Source organism: Enterococcus sp. 12C11_DIV0727 (genome assembly GCF_002148425.2).
GTDB classification, from domain to species: domain Bacteria; phylum Bacillota; class Bacilli; order Lactobacillales; family Enterococcaceae; genus Enterococcus_L; species Enterococcus_L lemimoniae.
In genome coordinates this window covers 1791363-1816659 of the sequence record NZ_CP147248.1, presented here as the reverse complement: position 1 = coordinate 1816659, position 25297 = coordinate 1791363, and the positions used below count along the sequence as shown (strand labels likewise).

Annotated in this window: 26 protein-coding genes and 2 pseudogenes; 24 read left to right on the top strand and 4 right to left on the bottom strand. The window is 33.2% G+C overall.

What is annotated here, in order from left to right:
- The 6 genes from A5866_RS08710 to A5866_RS08685 all read left to right on the top strand — a co-directional run bounded on the left by A5866_RS08710 (position 1) and on the right by A5866_RS08685 (position 7048).
- A complete protein-coding gene (locus tag A5866_RS08710) occupies positions 1-1860 on the top strand; it encodes a beta-glucoside-specific PTS transporter subunit IIABC (RefSeq protein WP_086443772.1) in 1860 nt (619 codons plus the stop codon).
- Positions 1861-2014: 154 nt separating this feature from the next.
- The gene (locus A5866_RS08705) at positions 2015-3436 is read left to right on the top strand and encodes a family 1 glycosylhydrolase (RefSeq protein ID WP_086443773.1); all 1422 of its coding nucleotides are present in this window, start codon (positions 2015-2017) and stop codon (positions 3434-3436) included.
- Positions 3437-3777: 341 nt separating this feature from the next.
- Positions 3778-4791 carry a lipoate--protein ligase gene (locus A5866_RS08700; RefSeq protein ID WP_086278343.1) on the top strand — a complete coding sequence of 338 codons (1014 nt, stop codon included), beginning with the start codon at positions 3778-3780 and terminating at the stop codon, positions 4789-4791.
- Between the two features lie 15 nt (positions 4792-4806).
- A complete protein-coding gene (locus A5866_RS08695) occupies positions 4807-5538 on the top strand; it encodes a methionine ABC transporter ATP-binding protein (protein WP_086443774.1) in 732 nt (243 codons plus the stop codon).
- Positions 5535-6209, top strand: coding sequence for a methionine ABC transporter permease (locus tag A5866_RS08690; RefSeq protein WP_086443775.1), 675 nt, complete (start codon positions 5535-5537; stop codon positions 6207-6209). The genes A5866_RS08695 and A5866_RS08690 overlap by 4 nt, the downstream gene beginning before the upstream one ends.
- Positions 6210-6226: 17 nt before the next feature.
- Positions 6227-7048: a MetQ/NlpA family ABC transporter substrate-binding protein gene (locus A5866_RS08685; protein WP_086278350.1), complete on the top strand. Its 822-nt coding sequence runs from the start codon at positions 6227-6229 to the stop codon at positions 7046-7048.
- Between the two features lie 173 nt (positions 7049-7221).
- Here A5866_RS08685 and A5866_RS08680 read toward each other — a convergent pair whose 3' ends face one another.
- Complete coding sequence (locus tag A5866_RS08680; RefSeq protein ID WP_086278353.1) at positions 7222-7404, bottom strand: hypothetical protein; 183 nt, start codon at positions 7402-7404, stop codon at positions 7222-7224.
- 1 nt (position 7405) lies between these two features.
- Positions 7406-8638, bottom strand: a complete 1233-nt coding sequence (locus A5866_RS08675; RefSeq protein ID WP_086443776.1) for an MFS transporter — start codon at positions 8636-8638, stop codon at positions 7406-7408.
- Between the two features lie 258 nt (positions 8639-8896).
- On the opposite strand from A5866_RS08675, the gene A5866_RS08670 reads away from it, so the two are divergent.
- The 11 genes and pseudogenes from A5866_RS08670 (at position 8897) to A5866_RS08625 (ending at position 16141) form a co-directional block, all read left to right on the top strand.
- Positions 8897-9553, top strand: a complete 657-nt coding sequence (locus tag A5866_RS08670) for a Crp/Fnr family transcriptional regulator (protein ID WP_086278359.1) — start codon at positions 8897-8899, stop codon at positions 9551-9553.
- A 1081-nt stretch (positions 9554-10634) separates the two neighbouring features.
- Positions 10635-11447, top strand: coding sequence for a hypothetical protein (locus A5866_RS08665; RefSeq protein ID WP_339099652.1), 813 nt, complete (start codon positions 10635-10637; stop codon positions 11445-11447).
- A 570-nt stretch (positions 11448-12017) separates the two neighbouring features.
- Positions 12018-12320 carry a WXG100 family type VII secretion target gene (locus A5866_RS08660; protein ID WP_086443778.1) on the top strand — a complete coding sequence of 101 codons (303 nt, stop codon included), beginning with the start codon at positions 12018-12020 and terminating at the stop codon, positions 12318-12320.
- A 104-nt stretch (positions 12321-12424) separates the two neighbouring features.
- Complete coding sequence (locus A5866_RS08655) at positions 12425-12712, top strand: TIGR04197 family type VII secretion effector (RefSeq protein ID WP_086443779.1); 288 nt, start codon at positions 12425-12427, stop codon at positions 12710-12712.
- The gene (locus A5866_RS08650) at positions 12712-12858 is read left to right on the top strand and encodes a hypothetical protein (RefSeq protein WP_176332525.1); all 147 of its coding nucleotides are present in this window, start codon (positions 12712-12714) and stop codon (positions 12856-12858) included. Before A5866_RS08655 ends, A5866_RS08650 begins: the two co-directional genes overlap by 1 nt.
- A gap of 81 nt (positions 12859-12939) precedes the next feature.
- Complete coding sequence (locus A5866_RS08645; protein WP_176332526.1) at positions 12940-13098, top strand: hypothetical protein; 159 nt, start codon at positions 12940-12942, stop codon at positions 13096-13098.
- Between the two features lie 67 nt (positions 13099-13165).
- A pseudogene (locus tag A5866_RS17085) lies at positions 13166-13624 on the top strand (T7SS effector LXG polymorphic toxin); the annotation flags it as partial.
- 45 nt (positions 13625-13669) lie between these two features.
- On the top strand, positions 13670-14533 hold the full coding sequence (locus A5866_RS17080; protein ID WP_422389672.1) for a hypothetical protein: 864 nt from the start codon (positions 13670-13672) through the stop codon (positions 14531-14533).
- Between the two features lie 2 nt (positions 14534-14535).
- Entirely contained in the window at positions 14536-14874 is a 339-nt protein-coding gene (locus A5866_RS08635; RefSeq protein ID WP_086443781.1) for a hypothetical protein, read from the top strand.
- A gap of 434 nt (positions 14875-15308) precedes the next feature.
- A complete protein-coding gene (locus tag A5866_RS08630; RefSeq protein ID WP_339099651.1) occupies positions 15309-15779 on the top strand; it encodes a hypothetical protein in 471 nt (156 codons plus the stop codon).
- Positions 15780-15793: 14 nt separating this feature from the next.
- A complete protein-coding gene (locus tag A5866_RS08625) occupies positions 15794-16141 on the top strand; it encodes a hypothetical protein (protein WP_339099650.1) in 348 nt (115 codons plus the stop codon).
- A gap of 457 nt (positions 16142-16598) precedes the next feature.
- Here A5866_RS08625 and A5866_RS08620 read toward each other — a convergent pair whose 3' ends face one another.
- Together A5866_RS08620 and A5866_RS08615 are read right to left on the bottom strand one after the other, a co-directional pair.
- The gene (locus A5866_RS08620) at positions 16599-16895 is read right to left on the bottom strand and encodes a hypothetical protein (RefSeq protein WP_339099649.1); all 297 of its coding nucleotides are present in this window, start codon (positions 16893-16895) and stop codon (positions 16599-16601) included.
- A 268-nt stretch (positions 16896-17163) separates the two neighbouring features.
- Positions 17164-17676, bottom strand: a complete 513-nt coding sequence (locus A5866_RS08615) for a DUF6933 domain-containing protein (protein WP_086353034.1) — start codon at positions 17674-17676, stop codon at positions 17164-17166.
- Positions 17677-17930: 254 nt separating this feature from the next.
- Here A5866_RS08615 and A5866_RS08610 point away from each other — a divergent pair, with 254 nt between their 5' ends.
- The 7 genes and pseudogenes from A5866_RS08610 (at position 17931) to A5866_RS08585 (ending at position 25074) form a co-directional block, all read left to right on the top strand.
- Positions 17931-18248, top strand: coding sequence for a hypothetical protein (locus A5866_RS08610; protein WP_086353035.1), 318 nt, complete (start codon positions 17931-17933; stop codon positions 18246-18248).
- A gap of 410 nt (positions 18249-18658) precedes the next feature.
- Entirely contained in the window at positions 18659-18814 is a 156-nt protein-coding gene (locus tag A5866_RS17075) for an LPXTG cell wall anchor domain-containing protein (RefSeq protein WP_422389658.1), read from the top strand.
- A gap of 366 nt (positions 18815-19180) precedes the next feature.
- Positions 19181-19891, top strand: a complete 711-nt coding sequence (locus A5866_RS08605) for a hypothetical protein (protein ID WP_086353037.1) — start codon at positions 19181-19183, stop codon at positions 19889-19891.
- 1141 nt (positions 19892-21032) lie between these two features.
- Positions 21033-22241, top strand: a complete 1209-nt coding sequence (locus A5866_RS08600; RefSeq protein ID WP_086443782.1) for a hypothetical protein — start codon at positions 21033-21035, stop codon at positions 22239-22241.
- Between the two features lie 796 nt (positions 22242-23037).
- Complete coding sequence (budA, locus tag A5866_RS08595) at positions 23038-23748, top strand: acetolactate decarboxylase (RefSeq protein ID WP_339099648.1); 711 nt, start codon at positions 23038-23040, stop codon at positions 23746-23748.
- A 426-nt stretch (positions 23749-24174) separates the two neighbouring features.
- Positions 24175-24354 carry a hypothetical protein gene (locus A5866_RS08590; protein WP_086443783.1) on the top strand — a complete coding sequence of 60 codons (180 nt, stop codon included), beginning with the start codon at positions 24175-24177 and terminating at the stop codon, positions 24352-24354.
- 145 nt (positions 24355-24499) lie between these two features.
- Positions 24500-25074, top strand: a pseudogene (locus A5866_RS08585) (histidine phosphatase family protein).
- The last annotated feature ends 223 nt before the right edge of the window (positions 25075-25297 follow it).

The following is a 25297-nucleotide window of genomic DNA, read 5'->3' as shown; positions in this document are numbered from 1 at the left end:
ATGAAATATCAACCATTTAATGAAGAAATCATCCGCCTAGTAGGTGGGAAAGAAAATATTCAAGCAGTCGTTCATTGTATGACTCGCTTACGCTTTACGTTAAACGATCGCTCAAAAGCAGATACAGAAGGTTTAAAGGCACTAGATGGCGTGATCGATGTTGTCTCTAACAATGTAGCGTATCAAGTAATCATTGGGACACATGTCAGTGAAGTTCATGCAGAATTGATCAGTATGTTGGGACTATCGCCAAGTTCAGATGAAGAACTCGAAGTGAAAGAGAAAAAGAACCCATTAAAAGCCGCAATGGATTTACTATCTGAAACAATGACACCAGTAATCGAACCGATTATTGCTTCTGGATTACTTGCTGGTTTTTTATCTTTATTTTCAATCACTGGGTTGATTTCTGCAGACAGTCCAACCTATCAATTATTAGATTCGATCCGTTCAGCAGTGTTTTTCTTTTTACCAATTTTAATTGCTATGTCTTGTGCAAAGCGTTTAAAAGCAAGTCCATATTTGGCAGTAGCGTTAGCTGCAACACTTGTTTCAAATTCAATCAATGATGTAGCAGGTTTGAGCATCTTTGGGATTCAATTACCGCAAATGGTTTATGCGAACTCATTTATTCCAATTATTTTAGCTGTTTGGTTTATGGGGCAATTAACGGTATTATTAAAGAAATATGTTCCGAAGTTTTTACAATACTTTTTAAATCCATTATTGATCATGGTGATTTGTTTGCCCGTGACATTATTGGTATTCGGACCGATCGGTATTTGGATCGGTGATGGTATTGGTTGGTTCTTTGAAGTTTTACACAATACATTTGGTAGCTGGATTGTTGTGATGCTTTATGCAGCATTCCAACCGTTCTTGATCATGTTAGGTGCCGGAAATTTCATGATGCCATTAGCACTGAACTTTGTGAACAAAATGGGGTACGATCCGATTTTCTTAGCAGCAGCAACCATTTCTGATTTAGCTGTATCTGGTGCTATGTTAGGCTACTTCCTAAGAGCAAAAGATTCAAAACAAAAACAATTATTTGGGACAGTTAGTTTTAGTGCCTTGATGGGTGTAACAGAGCCAGCAATCTATGGTGCCTTTATTAAATATAGAAGACCGTTTATTGCCGTTATGATCGGTGGCGGAATGGGTGGTTTGTTTGCTGGTCTGATGAACGTTAAAACCTATTCGATTGTTTGGGGCTTGATGGGTCTACCGTCGTATGCAGATAATCAAGATTTCTCTAATCTGATCTTTATGATCATCAGTGTGGTGGTTGGTTTTGTAGCAGCGGGTGTTGCAGCATACATTTTAGGGATACCTCAGGAAGAAAAAGATGTAGAAGCAAAAGAACCCGTGAACGAAACAGAACAAGCTTCGGCTGGCAACGTAAAAAAAGTTCCTCTTGCGTCAGTTGTTGAAGGAAAATTAGTTCCATTAGCTGAAATCAACGATCAAGCATTTTCAACGGGTGCATTAGGTAAAGGATTAGGAATTATTCCAAGTGATAGTCAAATCATTGCGCCTGTTGCAGGTGAAGTATCAGCTGTTTTTCCAACGAAACATGCAATCGGTATCAAAACAGAACAAGGCGTAGAAGTACTGATCCATATTGGTATCGATACGGTAGAACTTGATGGAAAGCACTTTGATACAATCGTGGAACAAGGCGACCAGGTGAAACAAGGTCAATTATTATCAACAGTTGATTTTGAAGGAATCAAAAAAGATGGCTATGACCCAACAGTTATCGTAGTCATTACGAATACAATGGATTATTTAGACGTGATACCAGCAGCGCAAGAAAATTTATTTGCCGAAGATGAGTGTTTGACCGTTATTTTATAATATCTAATTTCGCGGGCTAGTTCATCCATTCCTGAGAGCAAGTGCTAAGGCGTACTACAAAACACTATGAATGGACTGAATAGATGTAAAGTAGTATTTGTTTTCTGAAGAATTGGACGAGCCTGCTAGGCTTTTAAGTTAAGGAGAATACACAATGAAAAAAAATGAATTTTTATGGGGCGGCAGTATTGCTGCTCACCAATGTGAAGGTGCTTGGGATCAAGATGGTAAAGGTGTGGCAATCATGGATTTGGTCACTCAGGGAAGCCATGAAACCCCACGTGAAATTTGTCAGACGATCGAGAAAGATAAGTATTATCCATCTCATGATGGGATCGATTTTTATCATAACTATAAGGAAGATATTGCTTTATTTGCTGAGATGGGCTTTAAAGCACTACGTATTTCTATTGATTGGTCAAGAATCTATCCTAAAGGAGATGAAGTACAAGCCAATCCATTAGGGATACAGTTTTATCAAAAGGTAGTCGATGAATTATTGGAAAATGGCATTGAGCCGATCGTGACCTTATATCATTTTGAAATGCCTGTTCATTTAGTCAGAGAATATGGCTCGTGGACGAACAGAAAAGTCATTGACTTTTATCTAAAGTATTGTCAATCAATGTTTGAAGCACTAAAAGGTAAAGTCCGTTATTGGGTAACGTTTAACGAAATGAATCATATTGATCCGCAAACAGAAGCCTCTGATATTTTTACCTATATTATTGCGGGGCTGAAATATACGGACATGAAAAACAAAAAGCAAACCTTGGCGACAATTAGCTACAACATGACTTTAGCAGGTGTGAAGGCTGTTGAATTAGCACGTAGAATTGATCCAATAAATCAAGTTGGCTGTGTTTTTGGTCTAACTCCGGCTTATCCGTTAAACTGTGATCCGCAAAATGTCATGAATTCATTGAAAGAAACAGACCGTGAATTTTATCAGATTGATGCCATGTGTATGGGAAAATTTCCAGAGTACAAATTGAAAGAATACAAGGCTCAAGGAATCGAATTAGAGGTTTCTAAAGCAGATCAAGAAGCCTTTGTAAAAGGCAAACTGGATTTTATAGGCTTAAATTATTATTCTTCAAGTGTGGCCCATTATGAAGGGGACGACGACAATGAAGAAACGTTATTTGGCGGTGTTCAAAATCCGTATCTTGAAAAGAGTAAATGGGGCTGGGCAATTGATCCAACTGGGTTAAGATATCTCTTAAACTATGTTTATAGACGCTATGGTTTGCCGATCATCATTACTGAGAATGGCTTAGGTGCAGTGGATCAGGTGGAACCTGATGGATCGATCCAAGATGATTACCGGATTGACTATTTACAAAAGCATTTAGAACAAATGGAAAAAGCAATCGTTGAAGATTATGTGGATTGTTTTGGTTATCTAATGTGGGGACCGATTGATTTAGTCAGTGCAACGACTGGTGAAATGAAAAAACGTTATGGCTTTATCTATGTGGATAAAAATGATGATCAAACAGGGACTTTAGCGCGGAAAAAGAAAAAATCTTTTGCGTGGTACCAAGAGATGATTAAAAATAATCCGACATTTTAAGTTTAAAAAAGATGGCAGAAAACTGATTGTTGGTTTTCTGCCACTTTTTTAGTTGTTTGTTTCTCTAGGGAAACCACTTGACATTTAGTTAATAATATTTTTGAGTTAGGGAAAAGCATTCCTGTTCAGTACATACTCAGGAGTGCCTTTTGTGTACTAAAAACTGTCTCATGTTTAAATTTCTGTTATATAAAATATTGATTTTCCTTATAATATAGAGCTTTTTTGAGCAAATATATGTAATTTTATAATTAGAAATGATAGACTGAATCTGTTATTGGAATTATCAGAATTTTCGAGTTGACACTGTTGAAAGCACTTTTATAGAAAAGAGGAAGTAAATGTATTATGTTATTATGCCCTCGCAAGACATTCGTCGAAATTTAGCCACAGAACAATATTTGTTGAATCAGCGAACATTTGATGAACCACTTGTTTTATTTTATATTCAAAAACCTTGTGTGATTGTCGGACGCAATCAAAATGTGCGAGCTGAAGTGGATCTAAAGTATGCTAAGGAACATCAAGTTATGATTACGAGAAGATTATCTGGTGGAGGTGCTGTTTACGATGATCTAGGCAATTTGAGCTTTAGTTTTGTTGTGAATGCGGATCATGCCTCTTTTGGTAATTTTAAACTATTTACACAGCCAATCATTGAAGCTCTACATGAAATGGGGGCAACGGGGGCTGAGGTCAGTGGGCGCAATGACTTAATGATCGATGGGAAAAAATTCTCTGGGAATGCGATGTATACTAAAAATAAAAAAATGTATTCCCACGGCACTTTGATGCTGGATGTTGACTTAGATGAAGTCAGTCGAGTTTTGACTGTTTCTGAAAAAAAGTTAGCTTCAAAAGGTACCAAGTCAGTTAGAAGTCGAGTGACAAATCTCAAACCCTATTTGGCGAAGGAATACCAAGATATTACCACAGAAGCTTTTCGAGATAAGCTATTACTGCATTTATTTAGTGCTGATACGATGGAGGCTATCCAAACGCACGAATATAAATTGACCCAAGCAGATGAGCAGGCAATCGACCAATTAGTTGCAGACATTTATGCAAATGATGCTTGGATATTTGGTGAAGAACCGAAATACACAATCAAAAGAGAAGAGAAGTTCAAAGGTGGCTTAATTGAAGCGAACATTTCTATAGAAAAAGATCGAATCACAGCAATCACGATTTATGGTGATTACTTTAGTCAAAAAGATACACAGGAAGTAGCTGATTTATTGATTGGCTGTAAATATGCACCGGAAGCAATTAAACAGGTATTAGCACCGATTAGAATCGATGATTATTTTGCCAATGTTACTAAAGAAGAATTTGTCCAGTTGTTGGTTGATTAAGTTGGAGGATATGAAATGATTACGTTTGACCAAGTTTCAAAAATCTATCGTCATAATGATACATCTATTACAGCCTTAGATAAGGTTGATTTGCAAATCCAACATCATGAGATATTTGGTGTGATTGGAGAGAGTGGTTCAGGAAAATCAACATTACTGCGCATGATCAATACGTTAGAGTTGCCAAGTCAAGGGCAAATCAACATCGCTGGAACCAACTTGATGCAGCTAAGTGATGCTCAAAAACGGCAAAGTAGGAAAAAGATCGGGATGATTTTTCAACAATTTAATTTACTTTACAATCAAACCGTGAATGAGAATATCGCTCTACCGCTACGCTTAAATAGAGCGTATGATCCGCAAAAAGTCCGAGAAGTTTTAGAATTTGTTCGTCTGTCAGATAAAGGAGAATCTTACCCAAAACAACTAAGTGGCGGTGAAAAACAACGTGTAGGGATTGCTCGAGCATTGATTACACAGCCGGAGATTTTACTTTGTGATGAACCAACCTCCGCCTTGGATGGTCAAAACGCTTATGATGTTTTGGCATTGTTGCAACGGATCAACCAAACTTTTGGGACTACCATGGTCATTGTTAGCCATGAACTGAATTTGATCAAGCAATTATGCAATCGGACAGCGATTTTAGAAAATGGCAAAGTTTTAGAGACCATAGAAATTCAAAAAGAACAACAACAGACACAATTTAGTTCTTATTATGAAAGAGTTCGGGAGAGTTTAGGATGATGACAGAATATATCGATAAAATAAGCTATTACCTCCCAGAATTAAGCAAAGCTTTAACAGAAAGTGGCATTATGATTATGATTTCGATCATTGCCGCCATCTGCATTGGTCTACCATTGGGGACCTTTGTCTATTTGACCAAAAAAATACCAACTAAAACCAATCGTTGGGTTGGGGTCTTGCTAAATGGTTACATCAACATTGTGCGCTCATTTCCATTTTTGCTGTTTGTTGTAGCCTTGATTCCTTTTACACGTTTAGTATTGGGAACGGCGTTTGGAACCTATGCCGCTGCGTTGCCCTTGAGTTTTGTAGCAGTTGCCTTATATGCCCGACTTGTTGAACAAGTACTATTAGAAATTCCAAATGACATTTTAGAGTTGTCCCAGTCTTTGGGTAGCACTAAGCTACAACTGATTTTTCGTTTTTTGTACGTTGAGGCAAGATCCGGTCTAGTCTTGGCATTGACTTCAGTTGTCATTAGCATGGTGTCGTATTCAACAGTGATGGGTGTGATCGGAGGTGGTGGTATCGGAGATTTTGCCTTACGTTACGGGTATCAACGCTATGAATATGCGGTAATGTATACAGCAATTGTACTTATGATTTTTTTCGTTAGTTTTATTCAAATTAGCGGTAGCGCATTAGCTAAAAAAATAAATAAAAAATAATCGTTAGGAGCAAGAAGATGAAAAAGAAAGTATTGATTAGTATGTTAGTTGTAGCTGGATTTGTTGTGGCAGGTTGTACAGGTCAGAAAAAAGCCGCAGATACCAAAGAAAAAGAAGACAAAGTCATCAAAGTCGCGTCACATATTCCATCGACTGTCGAAGTTGTTGAATTGGCTGGAAAAAACATCGAAGAGGGGTACAAAGTAGAATTAGTTCAAGTAAATGATAATATTCAATATAACGAGTTATTGAATGCCAAAGAAATCGATGCAAATTTTGCACAGCATGAACCATTCATGCAAAAGTTCAATGAAGAAAAAGATGGTAATTTAGTGATTGTACAAAAAATATATAATGCTAAAGTCGGTTTTTATTCTAAAGAGTACAAAGATATCAAGGATCTTCCAGAAGGAGCTAAAATTGCTTTACCAAGTGATGTCTCTAATGAGGGACGAGCTTTGGCAATTTTAGATGATGCTGGTTTGATCACACTAAAAGAAGGTGTCGGCTTTAATGGAACAATCAAAGATGTTGTTGATAATCCCAAAAATATTGAATGGGTCTCAGTTGATTTGTTAAACTTAGCCGAAGCGTACAACGAAAAAGATATTGCGATGGTTTATAATTACCCAACCTATATTGCTAAAATCGGTTTAACACCAAAAGATGCGATTTTGTTAGAACAGAAAGTAGATGATCGTTTTGCAATTAGTTTGGTTGCTAGAGAAGATAACAAAGATTCAGCTGAAATCAAAGCGTTGCAAAAAGCTATGACCAGTGATAAGGTACGAGAATTGTTGGAAACAAAATATAGTGAAACATTAACGCCTGCATTTTAAAGTAAAGAGTGTGAAGATCTGCCCTTTGACGGTTAAGATCTGCACACTCTTATTTTTGTAAATACTAGAACTGCGTATAAAAGATTTTTTTATACGCTTTATCTTTAATATGCTTGAAAAATAAAGACTCTTCAATAAAAATAAGCTGGAATAATATTTAAGTATTACCTTTTTTACCCCATAATGTTATTATTTTCAGTTGCTAGTTCGATTTCTCTAGCATAGTGATCCATACTCGTTTGATGACGATCCATGGAAGTAAGATCACTTTCGATATGACCTAAACGTGTATTTAATTCTTCGATTTTTACTAAAGTTTTTTGTAAAACTTCTAACATACGTTCATCTGTATTCATTTTAATTCTCCTTATTTTGAAATAATAGTTGTTCTGTAGGAATTGTTTTATAGTTAACTGCTTTTGACCGATAACATAGTGCATAAAGAATAATGCAAATGATTGGAATTGCACTGGCAACTAAATATAAACCAGAAAATGACATGAAATTGTGCAATTCACCTAAGAGGTAAGGTCCTACTCCAAGACCTAAATCTAAGCCAATAAAATAAGTAGATAAAGCAATTCCGATACGATGACTGTTGGGACTAGCTTTCAGACAAATCGCTTGTCCATTTGACATGAATGTCCCATAACCTAACCCAATCAAACCTCCGGAAACGAGTAACATCCAACTTGTTGTTGTCATGCTTAAGAAGAACAGACCAACCGTTAGAAAAATGAAACTAGGGTACATAACGGCATTTTCGCCACGAGCATCAAAAATTCGACCAGATAATGGACGAGTGGCCGTAATAACTAAGGCATAAACCACAAAGAAGAAGGAGCTTGCACTGACAAGATCAATTGCTTTTGCATAAGATGAAAGGAAAGACAAAACGCTTGAATAAGAAAGTCCCATCAAAAATGCAATAAATGAAATAAACAACACTTTCTTTTCAATAAAACTATTGATGCTCCAACTTGCTAAACTTGTTCTGTGTTCGGTAGTTAATTGAATATTTTTTACAGGAAAGACAAAACAAGCAATGGTTGTACATAAGATAAGAATAATAGAAAACAAAATAATAAAATAAAAACTCATTGTATTTAACAGAACCATCCCAATAAACGGACCGATTGCTGCAGCTAAACTGGTACTTAATCCATAATAATTGATACCCTCGCCATGTTTTGATTTAGGAATATAAGCGGTCACGATGGCATTAGTTGCTGTCGACACAGCACCATAACCAAAACCATTTAGTAAGCGGACGAGATAGAGCACACCAATACTCGGAATATAAAGATAAGCAATCGTTGTCATTAGATAAAATAATGCTCCATATCTCAACACTGCTTTTCTACCGATCAGCTCCAACGTTTTTCCCATAAATAACCGTGCAAACAAGGTTCCAATAATGTAAATTCCTGAGGCAAGTCCCGCTTGACCTAAAGAAGCATGAAGCGTGTCTTGTGCAATGACTGCAATAATGACCATTAGTAAATAATAGACTAAGTAAACGATAAAATTAATGATGGTAATACTGATAAACCCTTTGTTGAATAATTTTTCTTCTGGATGTTCCGACATTGTGTTTGATTCCTTCTTTCTTTTTTTCATAAGCTTATTATGGAAATTACAATTTTTTTCTGAAAGCCAGTTATAGCTATTACTATACGAAAAAAGCGTTTAAAAAAAATGTGGATTTGTATTTTAAAAAAGCTATTAACAAAAAAACACAACAAAAGACATATACATTTGTTGTTGCTCTTCGATGTGTTATCATTTTAAATAAGACTAGCATTTATTTTTACAGAAAATTTTCAAAAAATAATGAGGAGCTGAAAAATGGATAGCCATGTGTTACAAGAATACTTAGATGATCACTCATTTCCTATAGTAGTTAAGAAAAAAAAGACTTACCTTACGTATGAAGGGCTGCAAGATCGATATGCTTACATACTAAAAAGCGGAACTATCAAAACGAGCGTCATTTCACCTGATGGACGAGAATTTAATCTAAGATACATCAACAGTTTGGAAATCGTTTCTCTATTAAGGGATGAATATTCTCAATTTATTGATGCACCGTTCAATATTAGAATTGAATCAGAGCAGGCTGAATTATATCAGATTGACCGTGTCCAATTTTGGAAGGACATTAATCAAAGCAAAGAGCTGCAGATGTATGTAAAAGATTATTATCGTGTTCGTTTGATGTATTCAATGAAGAAGATGCAACAGATGTTGATGAATGGAAAATTTGGTGCCGTTTGTACTCAGATTTATGAATTGTATGATACATTTGGGGTACAGATTGAGGATGGATTATTGATTGATTTTGTGGTGACGAATGAAGAGATTGCTCATTTTTGCGGGATCACTTCTGCAAGTAGTGTTAATCGAATGATGCAGCAGTTGAAGGATTTAGGAGCAATCAAAATTCAAGATCGAAAGATTGTGATTACTGATTTAGAGATTCTGAAAGACAATATTATTTTATAGAGAGACCTATAGAAGAGTCTGATTTTGGGGCAACTACCGACTTTCTTGAAGTACATTACAGACAATTATAGCAAAAAGTGATTTATAATTAAGGCAAAAAGAGATGGTTAGATGTTTAGCAAATGTGTCTCTTATTTATTTATATAAATTAACTAAAAGGCTTAGACGATGAAAACTGATTGTTTACTCAGTTTGATAAAATTATTAAAAGAAGAAAAGAATAATAATTGATTGAGTAAAAACGGCCTAAATGCTTTGTTTCATATTGGAAAAATTGCTCAAATGTATACGTAAAAAAGTAAAAAAAGATGTGCGCATGCGACCGTTATCATTAAAATATGACAGATTCAATGTAATAAGATGACTAGAAGTTATATTAAATTTGCTTATGTCTTTTCCGAAAATGAAGTGATACAAATTTCTTATTATCTCATGATGAATGAATAAATTGTGAGTTTTTTTGTATTGAAAAACATGAAACGTATACAATTAAATAGAAGGAAACAAAAATGAACAATAAGCTCAATGGTTTATGGAGTTCTTCAACTGCTCAATGAATTGTAATGGATAACTTATGAGATCGTGAAAGATGCAGCGACATATCGGAACAACCGCAAGCATGAGACTGATTGAAAAAATAGTGAAGTAGTTGCACATTATACTTGAACTAAGGGAAATACTTATTGTAAAATTTTTCAAGAATAGACAATGTTTCTTTTTAAGTACTACTCTCAAAACTTATAAGTATCAATTACATAAATGATAGATTCAAGAATCATGGCATTAGACTATCAAAAATACAATCATAGATAGTTATATAAAATAATTTAACATATAGTTTTTTTTAACAAATGTCTTTACGGAAAATATTTGGAAATGGCGTATATAGTTGTTAAAAATTGTAACAAAATCAGTCTGATTGATAAATTGTCTTTTATAGGGCTAGTATTTCCGATGATCAAGCATAGGTGCTTCGAAATAATTTTTTTAGAAAATACGAGGATAATGCATTTTCTATTGATTCTCGAATATATTACCTTTAAAATATAGAAGTAGATATTAAAAAAAGGAGAGTTGTTTTATGAAAAAGAAAGGTTATTTAGGGTTGGTAATGTTAGTGTCCATGTTGTTAGTTGGGTTTAAAGGTCAACGAGTATTTGCAGAGCAATATAAAACGCTTAACCCATTTCACATCCCAGGTATTGAAAATGGATTAGGAGAAGAAGATTTAAATTTATTTAATTTGTATAACGTAGTACCAAGTTCACATTTTGGAAATTCTATAATTGAGAACGCTACACAATATGATATGGAACAGCCATTACGTGGCTTATATGTTGATAGATTAGACATTCATACGCCATCAAGAGATTTATCCTATATCTATAATATAAAAGACTTAAAAGAATTAAATATAAGTAGTGCTATGGGATCATCAGAAGGAATTGATTACACTAATATTACAGATCTAAATTTTTTAAAAAACCAAAAACAGTTAGAAAGTTTAAATGTCTGTAATTTAATTGTTGATAAAGTAATACTAGACCTTAGTGCGTTGAATGAACTTCCAAAGTTAAAAAATATCAATATTTTTCAAGATAGAGGCTACGCTCAGGGAATTACCCTTAAAAAAAATATCAAATCTATAAACATTCCATCACCAGTCATTCTTTCTAAGCAGTTTGAGGATGTAAAAATTAAGATTAATATTTACAACGGCAACGGCAATGAAGGATATGAAATTGATGATTATGAACAAGGAACATTATTGAGCTTTGATAATTTAGATCCTACCATTGATAAATTAGAGATGTCTTTTAATGCGACAAGTAGTGATCTTAATTTGAGTTACATGATTGGTTATATGTATATTCCAATTAATTGGGTTGATTAATACAAAAATGTGATAAGCATTATAGGTTAAGTGTATTTAGGAGTTAGTTCTGTTAGTGATTATAAAACAGCTAAATCAAATTAAGATGAAAATAGAAACAGCTTGAATGCTTCTACTGTAGAAGCGTTCAAGCTGTTCTCTACTTATTATGTTGTACGCGATAGTATAAATAATACAGTATGGCCTTCTCAGAAAGAGTAAAGAAAAAAAGTTTACTTCTATTTTTTCTTATAGTATTAACTGAATTTTTTAAAATTAGGGGAATCTAAACACTGAGATAGATTAATTATCGTACATCACGACATTGAATCAGCCCGAATATAGTTATGCTGTGAAAAAATTAATGGTTGATAAACCAAGTAAATATTTTGTGAGTGAAGTCATCGTGAATGGCATTTGTCTAAGCCAAAGAATGAAAGAGAACATTTATACAAATGATCAGTGAATTCGTCAAAAGACATATTATCTATTATAAATTTAAGTATTTTTTTAATATTTTGATAAAAATAAACATCTTATTGTGCTAAACTAAAACTAGTACTTATTCAATAAATAAAGGAGAGATTATGCATGGCTGGAGATCGCATCAAATTATCGCCACAGGAATTACGCACGTCTGCTACAAAATATACAGACGGTTCACAGCAAGTTCAGGATATTCTACAAAAACTACAATCTGAACAAGATACCATTCAAGGGAATTGGGAAGGTTCAGGGTTTGACAGCTTTAACGATCAATTCACTGCCTTAAAACCAAAAGTAAGTGAGTTTGCTGAATTATTAGATCAAATCAACAAGCAATTAAATGAAGTCGCAAACATTGTAGAAGAGACAGATCAAAATATTTCTTCTGCGATCGGTCGCGGGTTATAAAAATTAACGAGACTAGGGACGTTGTCTCCTGGTCTTTTTTATAATCCCTTAAAAGCAAGAAACGCAAGACGAGGTACTTCGAATAAAATATAGGAGAACAATCAATGACAATTAATAGTAATTCCAGTATTGCCGGCGGTGTGTCTGCATCATTTAGTCAATCTGCTAGTGCTTTAAATAGCATTTCTGTCTCTGTTGCTTCAGGGCAAACTAATGTTGCTGGAAATAGTTCGGCAAGTCAGAGTTTTACGTCTTTTCAATCGAGTTTAAAAGGGATATCGACTAGTATTGTTACAGCAGGAGACAACATCAACTCTGTTGCCAAAGAGTTTGAACGGATTGATCAAAAGATCGCTCAATTGCCAAATCTTTCTTTCGGAGGGCTAAACTAATGAACTTAACGTCGCAACAACAGGTTGAAGATAAAAATTACCAGTATAGAATTCGATTGGAAGAACTCCAAGACGAACAGGTAGAAAATAAAAAAGAGCGACGTTTTCTTGAATCACTACAGGAACAGTTTTATCACGTACAATAACAAGAAAATCAACTGTACCAACAGTCATTAAACGAATTTGAGCCAGAAGAACGTGCTTTTTTTGAGGAGCGATTGGATGAAGTGACCTATTTATCACGGAAAGCCTTACAAGAATTTGAAAAAGAGCAAGAGCAATTACAACAGGACTATAAAAAGTTGTTAGAGAATGAAAATTCTGTCCGCTCAGAGCAACTAATATTTTTGAAAAACGAGGGAGAGGAGAATGTAAGTGGGACTTAAATTTATTGTGTCAGAAGCATAGACACGAAGTTCACAAGCTTCGCAAGTAAGTAGTCAAGCCCAACAAGCAGCTGCTTCGTTGCAACAGAGTGTTCAATCCTTTTTGTCAGCACCGTTATCAAGTAAGGCGTATGATTCCGCTAAAAATTATTTTATGGTCGCTTATACTCCAATTTGTCAGTCGATTATTATGACAGGTGAAGCACTAACCAATGCTCATAAAAAATTTCTAAGTGAGTATCAAGCAACGGTTGGTGGGGGAGATATAGACGAGGATAAAATTCAAGCGGAAATTGACGGGTATCAAGAATTACTCCGCTCACTTGATGATTTGATTCGCACAGCTAAAACCTCTAGACCGGATTTAGAACAACGGTCTATGAGGGCTTATGAAGCCATGCAAAAGAGACAAGAAAAATTAGAGAAATTACGTACTTATAGCGCTCTCTCTGCTAGTTTTTTTTCAGAGTATGAATCTTCACAACAAGAATTAACTAATGGGTTAGCTCAAGTAAAAAATTGTACAGCATGGAATGCGTCTACGGGAACTTTCGATATTAGCAAGTTGAATATGAACTGGGCGAAAGATATTTCTACTCGATGGAAAAATAGAGAAGTCGCTAAAGCAACACAAAAAGAAGAAGCCTTTAATAATAATTTGAAAAAGTTAGAAGGATATACCATTTATGCATGGCCTTATGAAGACCCCGTGACAGGGGAAGTAACCGTTAATTGGTTTATAGACAAAGATGGTCGTAGACTAGATAATAGTGAGTTACAAAATTTCTTGGAACAACATGGTACAGAATTAGATCCTAGTTATTACCACATTGTGGACTGGAAAAAAATTAGAGACTTAGAAAATGATGCTCTAAGACGAGGCGAAACCTATATTACAGGACAAAAATATGAAGGGTTATCCAAAGGGTCTATGCAGTTGAGTGGTTATATTTCGACAGGATATGCATTCGCACAAGACAGCGGTTTGTATGATCTTGCGATGATTGCTGGACTTTCTTATGCAGGAGCTAAAACTAAAGTTTCTTCCCCTAAGAAAGCCAGTGGGGCTGGGGGAACTAATAAAAATGTTGTTTCTACCTTACCAGAAGATGGAAATTCCACAGTCGGACGTTGGATGTCTAACGATGAATATAATAAAATGATTGATACAGGAAAAGTTCAAATGTCTCCTAGTGGGAACAGGACTTATGTTGCGTCTCCTACAAGTAAAGACGCTTTTCCTTCTGCTCCTAATGGATCAATATATTCTGAATTTGATGTAGCTAAAAATTCTTTATATCCAGCAGGAAATGAAAACTGGTCTCAAATCCCAGGACCAGATTCACTTATCGATCGTTTGAATCAAAAAAAAGGATTGCCAGCAATTACTGAAATGCCAGATGCTCTTAATATAAAAAATTTAGGTGGTAAATAATCATGAGTGATAAAGAAAAGCTATTTAAAGAAATCAAATCAATTGTTATAGAATGGTGTGAAGAAAATGAAACCTATTTTAAAAATAACAATATAAATATTGATGTTTTACGTAATGAAAAAGATGGTTTTGTTGTTAGCTTTGACAATGATACAGCTATGGCTGAATTAGTCGTAGAACAAGCTAGTTATGCACCTTATAGATTTGTTTCGTTTGAAATAGCAACTGTTGAAGCTGATAGAGCAAAAATATCATATAGTTGGTATGATAATGAGAGTACCTCTAAAAAAGAATTAAAAGAACAACTAACGAGAGGAATTAATTATTTTGTTAATCTATAATATAATTTTTTGAAATAAAAAAGGCACTCTAACACTCGACGGGAATCGAGAAGATAGAGCCTTGACTAGTAAGCTGTAACTCACTAATCAAGTTGCCAATAGCTAACAAAAGCTAGCTGTATTTATTGTATAAAAATTTTAGTTAGGAAATTAGAAGTTATTGAAACGGTATTAGTGAGTAATCCATTACTGATACCGTTTTTTCGTGTATCAAAAAATTGAAGCAAGATGATTCAAATAGAAAATATGCGATAAATCAAAAAAATTAACCACCAAGATGGTTATCTAGTGTATGATTTGTAGGAACAATTGCATTTATGGGCACAAGTATCAGTATTGTTAGAAAACGTATTTGAAGATAATAATAGACCGTAAAACAAGCAATAAATACAGTATCTAAAACCAAAGATCCATTGTTAGAGATAGATTTACAGATGTTTGCCAATAAAGGAAGTAGCGCTGGTAGTACTGGAAGTAATATTGAGAAAGCCAGTGGAGCTAATGTTCCGAAACTTTCTACTTTAACTGAGGCAGAGCAGTTAAAGTTAGCCAATCAATATAAGAAAAAATCTCCAGTGAATATTCCAGAAAATGCAAATATAAAAGCTCAATCTAAAAATGGATATGAACAAATATCTTATAAGTGGAAAGAAAATGGAGAAACAATTGAAGCGCGTTGGCATACTAGAACACCTGGAGCACCAGAAGGACAAGGGAATACATTTGTTGTTGAAAAAACTATTCCAGGAACAGCAGATGGTCAACGACGTTCACAACAAATATTATTAGGAGAAGATAAATGGGTTAGTAAAAATGATTGGCAAAAAGCAATAACAGACAGAAAAAATGGTGTTAGTACACCTGAACAAGATAAAATGTTAACAGATGGTCACTGGAAAGAATAGAAAGGATGCCATATATGGATAATTATTATGAAGGATTTGAGGGAAACCCTGAAATTGAGATTTATACTTTTTCGGAAAATGAAAAGATGGGTATCGAAATGTGGGATGGGTATTTTGATGAAATAATGAGAGCAATACAACCAGTAAATGGCGAGTGGCAATCTTTAGCATATTACTATAATTTGTATGAAGGTTGGTATGATGAAAGTCCTTGGGAAATTCCAAATAATCAAGAAGCATTACAACAATTTGAGTCAATTGATAGATCAACATTAGGCGAAGTTTCCCAAGAGATATTAACAAAAATAATAAAATTATTAAAAAACAATTCAAGTAACAGTATTTTTATAGAATACACATAAAATAAAAAAGACACTTTACTATCTGATTGACGTCAGTTAGTAAAGCCTTGACTAGTAAGTTCGAACTCACTAAGCATTGATACTGATGAAATTTTTATGAACTGGTATGAAGAAATCAAAAAAGCAGTAGACGGATAAGAAGGAGGACAACCATACATGATTAAATTATTGAGAAAAAGAACATATGGTCAAAAGCGGACTTTAGATGGATTAGTGGATGTCCTTACCACCATTTTAAGTTGCTTGTAAAGTAGCTTTTAATAACACACTTCCCCAATAAAGATAAAAGAGATCCACTAAAACGGGAAAACCAGAAACCTTATTATATCAAGGTTTCTGGTTTGATTTAGAGGTAGACCAATTGATTTTGGAATTTTGGGTTGCTGAAAGGGTTGATTTTGTTGGAACTTGGTATAATTCTTTATTATGTTAGCTAGACAATTAAGTAACGATGATTTTATAAATTTTTTCTTATCAGTACACAGTATCCGTTTTTTAATGAATAGTTATATTTTGATAGAAGTGTAATTATTTTTTGTTCTACTTTTGAAATATTTTTCTCTGCGTACATTTTTTGGTTTGCTCGCCAAGTAAACAACCATAACAAAGGACCTCCTAGAAACCAAAATAATGTATCTTGATTTGACGGACAATAGGGTAGCAATTTGGCAATAATCACTGCAGTACAGTCAGAAAAAACATAATCTTCCTTTTGTTTTTTTAAATCTTCATACAACTCATCTATAGAACTCAATTTTCATAACCCCCCTTTTTTTTAATAAAATAATCCCCTTTTTATGATAAAGTAATATATAACTAAAAGTAAAGGGATATAATATGCAAAACGGTGTTAGGATCAAATATTACAACTTAACATGAAAAAAATTCAAACAAATGATTACTGAATGAAATGAAACTAAATGGTCTATTTGTTGTTTGTAGACTTGTTAGAATAGAAAATAGCCTGGTGATTTATACTGAATGGTGATCAAGATCTTGACTCAAAAAAGGAGTTAGAAAGCTTATAGCATATCTAACTCCTTTTTTACTACGTCAATGCTAAACGTATATTCAGGTGTCATACTACGATATGGCGTTTTAGCAAGGAATGCCATTGCAGAGGACTGTAGCCGTGAATTTAGGTCAATGTCTTCAGGATAAGATTTCAACAGTTGAATCATGTTGTTGTTAATGCCACTGATCGAACGGTTATAGGAATAAGAAATTTCCATTCTGCCAGCTCTAAGAAAGTATCTTTTTAGTTGATAAGGTTTGTTTGTACTATAACCAAAAACATGTTCAATGCCTTCTTTTATATAAATAGAAAGCTGTTGTTTGTTTTTAGTGTTGATATCAGACAAAACAATTGGAGAAAAGGACAAATCATTGACCAAAACTAAAACATTTTTTCTGTCTAAAGTAAAATAATTTGCATGCCAAGAGAAAAAAGAACGTTCAGTTGAGCTAGATGTGGTAGTAGAAACAGGAAATTCACTAAAAAGTGGTAGTGATTTTTTGGTAGGTACAATAATCATAAGTAAACTCCTTTGACATTAATCATGAGTACAGTATAACACACAAAAAAACAAAGTTTTAAAGTACAATGTGTACTTGTACCAATAATATTCGCTAAAAAGACTATGTCAAACCTATAAAAAGCAAGCTATTTTGATGTCAAATATCTTATATAGCTAAATTAAGTGATAGCTAAAAATTTTTATTGAACAACTATATATATTATAGTATTATACATTATGCAATACTATAATATATAAAATGGGGTTCCAACTTGAAAAATTTAAAAATATTTTTATCGATGTGCGCATTAGTTCTTATAAGTGCTGGATGCAATAAGAATAATGGTATAGAGAAAAATACAAATACTTCAATTGAGCAAGTCTCTGATTCAAAAAAAGCTAAAATGAATACTAAAAAAGGGGAAGTATCAGAAACTAAACAGCAAGCAGTAGCAGAACAGCAGGCATCAGAACAACAAGATGATCCAAATTGGGGCAATATTTTTTCTGATCCCAATTTATCTTCAGAAGATTATCAACGTTTAGGAAGAGAAAAGGGAGAATATTATAGAAATAAATACGGGCAATAATTTCAATGCTTCATTGGATTTTTTAATAATTAGGATAGGGTAGAGATTTTTCTATCCTATCTATAATAATTTAACGGGGTTCGAAACAAAAGTTTCTGGTTTTTCAATTTTACTGATATTGATAATAATCAATAGTTAGATATCTACAATAATGCTACTATTAAAGATATCTATGCTAAAAAAGGTAATGTTTTGTATTACAAAGATAATGATAAGTACTTAACTGTTGGCGATTATTATGGAAAAGATGCTGCTGATGAATTTAATGGTTCTAGGTAATGGCTAACATACACTTATGGGAGAACTTCAAATTTTACGATTGTTTTTCATGAGCCTAAATCAATAATATTATCAGCGTTAAATGAAGAGTTGCTTTATGAAAAAATGCGGTGTTGCCATAAACAGGCGAAATGAACTCACCAATACTAACAGTAATGGGCACTATGATTATACTAGCAAATGGGGCTTATGTATTTATTTTTAAGAAAAAAAATTACTCGCTAAGTTACGATAACCCGATTATTATGTTTAATATTTTTTCTAGTACACCTTCTAAAATTTGTTAAACCTTACATAAATTTTGTTTCATTACGTCTTTTCTTCTTCTATTATTTAAAATAAGGTTATAGATGAACAATTCACTATTCTATGATAATCAGTAATTTTTTCGCCAATACCTTCCAGCTCTTTCAAGATTTCTCTAGAAGTAGTTTTAACGGAACATATTTTCAAAAATTTCTAAGCAATAAAAAAGAACTACATTAAAGAATTAGTACCTGTCCTAAAAAATATTAAGCTGAAAAACTTTCTGGAATGTTTTTTAAAAGGGATTTTGCGACCTTTTTGATAAATTAACTTTACAAATGAACAGTATTGTTTTATAATAAGTTGTATTAATTATTGATATAATTTATATAAGAGGGGGATTTTAAATGAGAATTAAAAAGGTACTGTTTATTTCAATGTTAGGAGTTTTTCTTAGTTTAGTAGTAGGGACTTTAAAAGGAAACGCCGAGCTACCAGGAGATCCATTTGCTGATAGAGCAGCTGGTCAACAGATGTCGATCTGGAGAGGCGGACATTATTATGGTTATGGAATAGATGGGGGGCGGTCTTCATACGAATTTGGTACGAACATTAATATCAGTTATGATGCTCGTAAGAATGCAAAAATTATTTTGGAGTTAGAACCTGGAACTATGGGAGGCTTTTTACCTCATAAAATAGGTTTTTACAATACGCGATCTTATAATAACGTTGACAGAAGTATCAGAGCTAAAGAATCTTTGGTGGAAATAAATCTCTATAGACGTATTAAAAAAGCAGATGGTTCATATACATATTGTGATCCTGTAAGTATTTTGCCGGAACTATTGAGAGATGGAAAGGTTAGTTATTATACAAATTCAGGAGAATTTTTAGGAGCTCCGAGTACCTTTATAAATAAGATCATAATTGATCTAGGAGAACGATTAAATAATGGAGATGTTGCCATTAGTATTCCGTGGATTGAAACAGCTTCGTTAGGTGATACTTTTTATTCAGGATATCCTAAAAGTGATGCTACATTTACTTCACGAATAATTGCTGATGGGTTTTCATGGCATGGTGTGGAACATGGTGAATACGACTTCACTTATTAAGGAATATAGAGATATATAGTTAAGTTAATATCTGATAAAGTAGATAAGCAATCTGGATATTTGAGAATAGAGAGAAAAAAACATCATGAGAAAATTTATGGTGTTTTTCTTTATCTTAAAGTCAATCTGTTCTGATGAAGATAATTAGTGAATAAAATAATATATATAGAATTGTTTACTAAGTTCTCGCATCAATGGAACATCAAGAAGAGAATAGACCCAACTAAGAAAACAGTCGAAACGGAAAAAAACTAGAGAAAACGATTTAATCAAAAGTAGACTTTTTATATTTAACATAGGTACGAGGAGCAATGAAAAAAATTATTCATATAAGCAAAACCTCACGGATAGCTGCAACATAAAATCATATCACATTTTTAAAAATAAAATCGATTTATCGACCTCCATTGGTTTTCGTGAAAAAGCAATCCTCAACTAATCTAAACGTACTAAAGCAATTTGAGTTGTGTTATGCAGTAATTGGTTACTTCAATCAGTCTGCCAACTAGTGCGACATTTTTAAGCTTCTTCTTCATATTCGTCATTATATCTCTCTAACAGTTTTTTTCAATGTTGAATCAAAAACCAACAACTAGATACGTTAGTTGTTGGTTTAGTAGAATTTCTGGTTATTTAAATAGATTGAAAAAGTTTGATGTTGCATCTAACCAATATTGGACAATATTTACCCACATGATTCTCAGCCCCCTTTTATCTTGATAGTATAATAAGTATAAACCAATACGTCATTTTTGTCTACATTAATATTCTTAAAGTTAAAAAAAGTAGTTAATTATTTTTGGTAAAACTTTTTATAAATTCACGATAAAGGCTATTTTTATATTTTTATCCTGAAAGAATAGATCTTCAAAAATTCAGAGTCTAGAAGAAATAATATATCAAAGGTAATAGGTGGAATTTTCAGTGCTAAAAACACTCGTCTTTTGTGAAAGAAAGAAGGGGCAGTTAGTATAGAATTAGTTAGTTGTCATAAATATTTTTAGACCAATACAATGCTATATTTTTTAGTAAGTATTAACCAATAAAATAGACTTTTCGCTTAAATTTTTCAACAAGACAATCTAGTTAAATGCTATAATTTTTCTGTACACAATATAATAATAGATAGGGGAGCATGAAAATGAAAAAAAGAGGATTAATTTTATCAGTAATACTAGCTATTGCAGGGTGTTTGTATATTGGGAAAACAGACGTATTTGCTGAAAATGGAGCAACGAATCAGCGAGTAACTATAAATCAGTTGACACCGGAGTATTGTAATGTAGGCGGGAAAATAACGGTGAATATTTATCATCAAGCTCAACTTGAAAAATTGACAAGCATCACTCATGGGGATACTTATTCAGGGAACACTAGCTTAGATACTGTATCTACAAAACATGTTTATCAGTTAGAAGGGGATAATCTAAAAAATTTTGTCGGCAGTGATGGTATTTTGAAATTGTACAACACTTCAGAGATGATGACGTTACAGATGGTGCAATCAGCAGCAGAATATTGGAATACTTTAGCAGGTACTAAAATTGTAGAAATTGTGCGCACTCAAGCGGAAAGTGATGAAACAATTCGTGATAGCGATACCAATGGGATCATGGTAAACGGGAAAATTACTTATCCATTAGGTGGTCAAACGTATAATGGTGAAGGAATCTTGTTCTATCCAAACCATTGGCATCTGGATGAGACAACATTACCAGATGCCTTTAAGAACAATTGGAAAGAAGCCACATTGATTCATGAAATTGGTCACGCATTAGGAATTCCGCACTTAGGCGGTGGTGCTGATGGTGCAAATGCAATTAGAGATAACGTTTTAGGAACCGAATTTATGAGTTCATGGGCCGTAGGGGTGCATGGAAGTCCATTGGAAAATATAAATGGTGTCAAGAGTAGCAAAATAGATGCTGCAGCTTTGGCTATGGCTGGCTTAACTTGGGAGAAACCGAAAAAATTGGCTTCATGGTTGTTTTCTGAGGAAGATACTTGTGTTGTTTATAATAACGGGAATATTGCTTCCTCTGTACCTTATGGTGTTGAGCTTGATTTCAAGGGAAATTATATTCAAGCCAAACAAATTGTTGATCAGTACTTATTAATGGGGGAAAAGAACTATAACGTTTATCGTGTAACTGATGATGTCCTAGAGAATCATCATTTTGAGCGAGTTTCAAACTATACAACGACAAAAAATTTAAATATAAACAACAAGATTATCCATGTTATCGGTTACTACCCATCCACGAAAGGTAACCCGTATTATAGAGTTGAGGTGGAGAATCAAGAATATGTAATTAACTCAGCAGTATTTGTTGATAAGGTTCGTATTTGAAAAATAAAGCATTTTATATTTTAAGAAACTGACTTAATGAACTTATCAAGCGTTTTTAATTTCATTAAGTCGGCTTCTATTCTTAAAAATAGATTATCAAAAATGTAAAAAAATCACTCGAATAAAATCAAGCAACTATAATCATAATGTTAGGGTATTAAAAGTTACGATTATAATTTGAAAAACATTATAGCTAATACAAAAAAGTATGTCAGTTTTTTTTAACTTAGTTTCGTTCCATTTTTTTGCTACTTCTATTCACACTATAATAGTGTGTTGGAATTATTATTGTTTAGGGAATACATATAATTGGACATATTATTCAAACGTTGTTTTCGACGCAATATGTATCAGGACTAGTCACTAATATAATATTTATAACTCTTTTTTTATGTCATAAATATGTAAAAATTATTTAGTAAACATACTCAAAAACGATAAGATAGGATGACTCATAAATAAACGAAAAATTAAATATAAAGATAAGTCAACAACGTCTATTTATAAAATTATTTGAATGATATTTTATTGTATAAGTGTTATTATCTTAGTTTTTGCCTCTTTTATCTTTTTTGGAAAATAGGGTCATCCTAGCGTGCATGAGCGCGATAAAAATCTTATATAGAGACAATACGAACGAGCTTTTTTCAGCTATATTGATTGAAGTAAGCATAAGTTTAGTAATATTAAGGGTAGTAATACTAGTAGAAGTATTACTTTTGTTTTTAAGAAGGAGGGAATATAATCGAATTAAGCAAAAAAATTCCTAAAAAGAATCAGTAAAGGAGAGTCAATAATGGAAAAAAATAGTTTTTTTCAACAAGGGACAATGCAAATGTTAAGCGAGGGTCTATTAGATGGAACAATTACATTAAAAGAACTTATGATACACGGGGATACTGGTATTGGCACAGGTGAAGGAATTGATGGAGAATTGATTATTTTAAATGGAAAAGGCTTTAAAGTCAATCATAAAGGGGAGGGGATACCCTTAGAAAATGCCTTTAAAATCACATTTGCTGATGTTCACTTTGAAAATTATGAAAAAATAGATAATGTTTCCAGTATTGAGTTAAGTAAATGTTTAGAAGAGATAAAAAAAAGAATTGTAGGTACAAATATTTTCTTCTCTGTTAAAATACATGGGAGATTTGAGGTAATCCATACTCGCTCATCTAAAAAATCCAATAAACCCTATCCAGGTATTGAGAAGATTGCTAATAACCAAGTTGAATTTTATTCTAAAGACGTAACAGGAACGTTACTTAGTTACTACTCTCCATCATTGTATCAAGGGATAACTGTAGCAGGATTCCATAGTCATTTTATTTCTGATGACTATACAGTAGGAGGGCACGTAATTTTTTCTAAAATTAAGCATGCTTCAGTTTACTTACAAAAATTCGCATCATTTACTCAAAATACGCCTATTCAAAACATTGACTATCTAAATGCTGACTTAAGTGATATAAGTAAATTAGATAATATTATTAAAAATGTTGAGTGATCATACTAATAAATTAAAACTGGAGCTAAATCAAAGGAGAGTAGGGTGACTGTTATAGTTGATCCTATATCTATTTTAAGAAAAATTCGAAATAGAGATTTAGTACACTTTGACAAAAGAAGTCTAAATTACGATAATCTGTTGGAATTAATCCGATCCGATATACATTGAAGATGAAACCGAATTAATAGATTCTGTGTATGAGAGTTTATATACAATAAAAGAATTGTTCTTTAATGATTAAAAGAAGTACGTGAAGCTGATTCTATCTATAAACTAAATAATAGTGCTGACGATATCAGTAACTCATTTGCATAAAGATAGTTAATCCAAAAGGATCAGCAACATGATCCTTGAGATTCAAAAACGATAACTAGTAACAAGTACGAGATTCGAAAAAATAAAAAATGAGTAGAGGTGAATAGTATGGTTAAAAATTTAAATAAATTTTTTAAAAGAGAGAGTGTTAATTTTTTGTACTACATAATTATCTTAGCAGGATTATTGATTTCAAAAAAAACAGGGCTATTTTATTTAGGTGTTGTTCTTGTCGGGTTAGCAATAGTTACAAACTACAAAATGTTTGTGAAGAAGAATAAATATTAGAATTCTTAGAAAGAATTTGAATAACTTAAACGACCAAAATAGAGAAAGATGATTATGTGGTAAGGACATTAGAGAATTTTATCAAAAATGATCAGTGATAAAAGCAAAATATGCAAATTTAAAATGAAAGATAGGTGTATTGCGTATGAGAACACTATATTTAATGAGACATGGACAGACACTATTTAATTTACGGGGTAAAATTCAAGGAGCATGTGATTCACCTTTCACTAAGCAAGGAATAAGTCAAGCTCAGCTTGCTAGGGATTACTTTTTAAGTCAGAATGTAATTTTTGATCACGTCTATTCGTCGACACAGTAAAGAACCGTTGATACTGCAGAAATAGTCTGTGAGTATAAAAGTGTTATACGATTAAAAGGAGTCAAAGAATGGAACTTTGGTTTATTCGAGAGTGAAAGTGAAGAATTGAATCCTAAAATAAAAGCAGGTGAGACCTCATATGGAGACTTTTTTGTAGATTACGGTGGAGAATCTAGTGAACAAGTACAAAGTAGAATGAATGCTACGCTTAATGAGATTATAAAAAGAAAGATCATCGTAATATTCTATGTGTTAGCCATGGAGGCTCTATGTATCGATTTATTCAGAAATGGCTATCTCAAGAGCAAATTAAAGCAATCAAATTTACTAAATGCTGTATTTTAAAGTTTGAGTATTCAGAAGGCATGTTTGAATTTAAGGAATCAATTAGCCAATAGTAGTGTAAATTCAAAAAAATCGGCAGCCACATCCATGAGATCCAAAAGCAATCGTTCTGGAAACCAGATACTTTTTGTTGACAGTAGAGAGAGTCGATCCAACAGGCAAAACAGACTTAAAAACGAACGATTAACAATGGCTAAACTTAAAATGGAGAACTACATTTCAAAATTACAGGATAGTGTAATGAGAGGGGAAATAATCAGTGACACTTAAACGCTT